This window comes from Bartonella sp. B12(2025) (assembly GCF_053795135.1).
This window is the reverse complement of sequence record NZ_CP200031.1, coordinates 1,144,001-1,150,000: the sequence shown is the minus strand read 5'-3', so window position 1 is coordinate 1,150,000 and position 6,000 is coordinate 1,144,001. Positions and strand designations below refer to the sequence as shown.

Annotated in this window: 2 protein-coding genes; both read left to right on the top strand. The window is 36.4% G+C overall.

Annotation, left to right across the window (positions count from 1 at the left end; translation table 11 throughout):
- Positions 1-2,693: 2,693 nt before the first annotated feature.
- The gene (locus V3564_RS05090) at positions 2,694-3,374 is read left to right on the top strand and encodes an alpha/beta fold hydrolase (protein WP_455481459.1); all 681 of its coding nucleotides are present in this window, start codon (positions 2,694-2,696) and stop codon (positions 3,372-3,374) included.
- A complete protein-coding gene (locus V3564_RS05085; protein WP_455480511.1) occupies positions 3,371-5,545 on the top strand; it encodes an isocitrate/isopropylmalate family dehydrogenase in 2,175 nt (724 codons plus the stop codon). The genes V3564_RS05090 and V3564_RS05085 overlap by 4 nt, the downstream gene beginning before the upstream one ends.
- Positions 5,546-6,000 lie beyond the last annotated feature (455 nt).

Genomic DNA, 6,000 nt, shown 5'->3' with positions numbered 1-6,000 from the left:
CTGAAATACTTTCCAGAAAAGACGATCAATCCATAACCATCTAAAAATCACTTCTATTCTTTAAAAAAATTGACTACGTTCAAAATAATTCAATGTGGGTGAAAAAAACTCTCATCGTAGTGCTGAAAGTTAAACTCTTCCTTCTATAAAGCAGCTAGTATATCCTATAAAAACATAAACCTTATCACGAAAATTATAAGTTTAAGAAGGAGCTTTCAGTAAAATTTTTAAATCCTTTCCTTTTGAAGAGCAATACTCCTTAACATACAGATTTTTTATCATCAGAAGAATTCACATAGGAAAAATGCAAATAGCATCAGAATAAGTCGTTCTACTTTGAAGATACTTGATGTTATAACGGGATTAATGGAGACTCATTCTCAAAATACTCACAAAAGGGGTCGAGCCTGTTGCTCTCACAAGTGCTCCGATAGCTCTAAAAATAATATGAAAGGGTATGGGGCAGAATAACGCGCTAAACGTTCATGGCGAAGCCTATTTTATGATTTGCAAGGCGCACAACTTTTTTTATTTCTTAAATGCATGCTACATTCCACAATTTAATGCAGAAAAAAGGAAAGAATTTTTAAGTCTTTTTTACAAAATTCTTGAGGATGAAGATCAGCATGTTTAAAAAAAGATGACCATAAAAAATGCAACTTTTATACTCTGTCAAAACCCAACCCATGCACTGCACTTCAGCATAAAAGAAAAATTCAATTTGGTCGATAAAAAAATGGATAGAGCCCTTATTTAATATGAAGCTATTGAGTAAAATAATGCAATCTTTAAGTTGTCTTGGCTAGCTCAAAGTATCAAAAGCCAAGGGCAAAGGGATATGCAGATCATAAATAAAAAACATAGAAATTAAGAAAAATAGTGTATCAGTTGTTTCCTTATATGGAAAACAATGGTGGTTGAGATAAATTTTTCAGGATGCCTCCAATACATTTGCTGTACACAAAACCGCGAACTCTGGATTTTTTTCTACTTCTTCCAATGCTCTCTCGATTTCAATTTTTACTGCGGAGTACCCATTTTTTGCAGCCTCTTTTTGCAATGCCTCTGTAGATAGGGAAGCACTTCTGGTGATATATCCTCCACGACAATATATTAATCCATCTTTTTTTTAAGTTTCTAAAATTTGATGTTTATCGTTTTCTAGCTGTTGAATATCTCTGGTTTGTAATTTTGCATCAAATTCATTTGGATTGTAATGCTCTTGATCCATACAGTTCCCAAGCATAGTGCCAAGGACATCAAGCGGTTCAGGGCATTTAACATTGATTGTGTGTCGCTATTTTGTGAACTTTTCGAGTTTTGTAGCGTCGGGAAGTGGATCAAATTCGTGATAGGCATGTGATGCCATAAATAAGTTATCCAATTGTTTATGCGTATAATAGTGCGATAATATTTTAGATAGTAGGTTAATTGTTGCAGGGGGGCTGACGAAACAGTTGTTTTGGTGAAGATAATTGCACTTCTTACTTTTATTATACTATAGGTTGATGTGTATGCTGGTTTGTTAGACTATATCTCTACTCCTTCTAGCCCATATTCTTCTAGTTAATTTGCAGTTCAAAATAAAGTTTGCTGAATTATTATTGTGTGTGTTTTCTATGGAAAAATTGTTTTTATATTCGCATAAATTGCATTTTTGATGCTTGTAGAACGCACTGTATCAGTCAATTAATATTCAATCATTCATTTGTCCTGATTTAAAAAATGATAGGCAAGATTAAGAGATAGAGTGGAAGAGGGGCATGCTTAAACATATAAATGTTATTTTGTATGATGGGGGATACAGGATAATTTTTTCTTCTCTTAAGTTATACTAATCGAGAGTATGAAAAATCTAATTGCAGCTTGGGTGCAACATACTAGAATCAGCTATCGAAAGGGTTCGAAACCTATGATGAATAAAAGTGCAGCAGGTTTGTATTTGAGTAATTATATCCAGTTTATGCAATGCTGTTCCTAATATTAAGTTTTTTGTAACTGTAAATTCGTGAATTATTAATTAGGTATTTGTCAGCTAAAGGCGCTAGGAATTGCGTTTTTACACTTTGGCTTAAATGAAAGTGATATTAGATCCATAACTTGGCTGCTATGTTAGCTCTTTGGATCTATACGGTAGTATCAAAATCATAAAAATAGGCTATGTAGATGCGAGTGCTTTTTGTCGTATGGCAATAAGTTGTGGAGTTTATATTTTTAATTTTGCTAACTTTAATAGAAAGCCTCTTTTCTGGTACGATGATGCAAATGTGTACAAAAATAAAAGATATTTCGTCCTTAAAGATTTGCTTTTGATTTCAGTAAACAGTATAGCAGCTATGAAATAAGCATAGGGTTTATTGATGTTTCATGAATGAGAATGGAAACAGAAAGTAGGTAGGTTTGCTATAGAGGTATGGTTAGCGCTTTTTATGTATATGAAAAGAGTGATATTATCACAGGTAGAGATTTTGGAGAAAATTTTCAGGGTCGTTCCTGTCTTTGTCTATACACTGAAGTTTTATAATACTTTTGGGTTTAAATAATTGACGATAAGCGTTGAATATTAAGCTTTATTGGTTGGAGTAAAAATATATTTGAATATAGGGGAGGGATTTATAATTTGACAACTATACAAGCTTTTAAAACAAAAAGAGAAAGAAGTGCGAATGGTGTGAAACCACATTTCGCCTGTGATGTCCCTCTGGGATGAGGGGGCTTTTTGTTCTCCTTTTCAAAAGCTATGCTTGGAAAAAGGATTTCATGTTACTCCATTGGATATATTATCTCTTTTTTCCAGTGGTTCTGCGACAGAGGTTATTCCTTTAATCACAGAAAAACTCAAAAGTCGTTTTCGAGAACCCTTGTTGCTAGTGGGGTTTTCTACGGGTGGAACATTGGTACAGATTTTGGCCGCAGGGCTCCCAAATATACAAGCTGTACTTGCTGTGAGTGCACCGGGTTATCCAGATTTGCTTTTGCAACAGCGATTTAAACATGTTCTTACTTTATTGGATGATGGTGATTTGTCAGGGGCTCTAGAAACTTTATATGCTTTTTTACAACCTATGGGAGAAACTGCAAGAAAAGTATATATAAAGATTCCTGATGAGCAAAAAAGCACGGCACTTGAACGTATGCAAAGGGGATTTCGATTTTTGTTAGAAATGGATGCGCGCAGCGAGATCGTCAAATATGCTGGAAAATTTTTATGCTTGGTGGGAGAGAAGTCGCAACTAGCAACTATAGATAACCAAACTCAAAGCCATCGTTTGAATCATGAATATAAGATTATCTCTGGTGCAGGTACGCGTCTATGGGATGATAATCCTGCTATGATGCATGCAATTGTTAATGAATGGATCGATAGATTATGAAAAAGAAAGTTCTTGTATTATCTGGTGATGGCGTGGGACAAGAAGTTTGTGATACTGCGTTGATGGTCTTAGAGCAGTTTCAGTTACCGATTGAATTAACCTATGGCGACATTGGGTGGGAATGTTGGAAACAGGAAGGGGATCCGGTTCCTCAAGCAACGTGGCAAAAAATTGCTGAAAGTGATGCCGTTTTACTTGGCACCGTGACCAGTAAAGAAAAAGAAGCAGCTTTAAAAGAGCTTGCACCGCATTTAAGGGACAGTAAACCCACGTATATTTCTCCTGTTATTCAACTCCGCCAAAGATTAGGTTTGTTTGCTAATATACGACCTATAAGATACATTGTCGGTTCAAGAAAACCTTTTCATTTTTGTGTTATCAGAGAGAATACTGAAGGTCTCTATGCGGGATTAGATTTTCGCGGTATAACTTCTGAGACAGCGACATGGTTAAAACATCCCAATTTAAAAAAATATGGTCTTAATGAAGCTGCGTGGACGGTACGTTTACAGACACGTTTTGGTTTAGAGCGATTATTTGAATATGCTTTTTCTTATGCGCGTGCACATAGTTTCAAGCGAGTTACTTTTGCCGATAAGCCAAATGCTATGCGGGAAAGTGGTCAATTTGCTCGAGAAATTTTTGAACAAGTCGCTCAGAATTATCCAGAAATAGAAGCAGGTATTTATAATGTTGATACTGTTGCTTTATGGATTGCAACTAAGCCAGAACATTTTGGGGTGATTGTTGCTGAAAATATGTTTGGCGATATTCTCTCCGATCTTGCTGCTGGAATGATGGGGGGATTGAGGTTTGCACCCAGTGCAAATGTAGGGAACAAAATTGCTTGTTTTGATTCTGTTCATGGGAGTGCACTGCGTATTGCTGGACAGAATAAAGCAAATCCTTCTGCCATGCTTTATACCACTGCTTTACTTTTAGACTATCTAGGTTTTCAAGATGTAGCACAACAGTTGTCTGATAGTGTTGACCAGGTTATTCGCACTGGAAAAACTGTTACCTATGATCTGGGAGGTTTAGCCACCACACGTCAGATGGCTGAAGCTGTTCTCAGTTCCTTTGTGAATCCTGTTTCTGTTTGTCGTGCTGCGGTTATTACTGTTGGTGATGAACTCCTCTCAGGACAATATTTGAATACGAATTTGCAGGATTTGAGTCAAAGCTTAGAAAAGAGAAATATTCAAGTGACACGCCATTTCGTTTGTGCCGATCAATTACAGCAAATTAGTGAGACTGTTATTGCTTGTCTTGGGCAAGAAGATCTTATCGTTATCAGTGGGGGATTAGGGCCGACATCAGATGACAAGACACGCGATGCGATTGCTCAAGCTGTGCAGCAGCCATTGGTTCATGATGAAGCTGTTTGGCAAACGATAAAAGGCCAATTGCAACGCTTAGGTATCGCTCCGGATACCAATAATGCTCGTCAAGCATTGTTTCCTGAGACGGCAAAAGTGCTTGATAATCCTACTGGTACTGCACCTGGTTTTTACCTCTCTTGTGATGGAAGTTCTCTTGTGGTTTTGCCTGGTCCACCTACGCAAGCTCTTGCGCTTTTAGAAGATTATTTAGAATATAGCGAGAAGAAGTATTCTCCTGTATCGCGCGTTCAATATGCGTGGACTTTTATTGGAATTGATGAAAGTACAATTGCGCATTGGGTTGATTGTCATTTCGCAAATGAGCCATTTGAACGGCACTTTTTATGGAAGAGTCCTTATATTCTTGTACAATTGATTGGAAAGTTATCGACACCTTTGGCACAGCATTTAATCGAAGAATTTGAAAATCATTTTCGTCCATACTTTGTTGGCGCAGAAATTACCACTGCTTGTAAACAATTAGCGAGGCAAGTTGAGGTTCGTTGGTCGTCAAATGATCCGATGCTTTTAAAATATTTTCAGTCTACAGAAAAGAGTGAAAAAAATGTTCCACTGCTTGAGGTTGAAGTTAGCTTATCGCCTTCTTTGGAGACATTAGAAAACCAAGAAGAAAGCCTTGGAAATGCCACAATGACTATACGGATTAAAGACTATGGTGATGATCATATTTCTTTTCCTTATACGCGACCGCTTTTAGGTGTGGTCTTACAGGAATATGCAGCTTGGTTGGTTTTAAAAAGATATCTGCAAATGAAGAAAAGCAAATGATATTTGATGAAAATGTAGAAACACTCAAAAACAATTTCTGGTATTAAACACAGTAGCTGTTTCTAATGCTACAGATAGTTTATATTTGCATGCAGCTTTTTGGGGCATCATACAACAGTTCAATGGTGTCAAATAACTGGGAAATATTTTACTCTACAGCCTCACAGAAAAATGCGGGTGTTGTCGTTCAGATTTTTTCGGGATATTATTGAGGTTAGAACTCTATATTATTTTTTGCTTTGCAAAAAGATTTATTTAGTTCAGAAAAAATTCTCGTTACTTGTTAGCTAGAGATGAGAGATATGTTTTCAAGAGGGATGACAAGGAAAGCCTCTTTGTGAAAAAACAAGAAAGCATTTTGATTATTTGCGACATGTACAAAAAAGTTTGCAAGTTTTGTTGAAAAATATGCCAATGAAGAGTTAATCGGAAATATGCGTTATTAATTGCTCTGT

What these genes read in the sequence shown, in the direction of transcription:
- V3564_RS05090 (WP_455481459.1), top strand. Translation starts at nt 2,694, where the DNA reads ATGTCCCTCTGGGATGAGGGGGCTTTTTGTTCTCCTTTTCAAAAGCTA.
- V3564_RS05085 (WP_455480511.1), top strand. Translation starts at nt 3,371, where the DNA reads ATGAAAAAGAAAGTTCTTGTATTATCTGGTGATGGCGTGGGACAAGAA.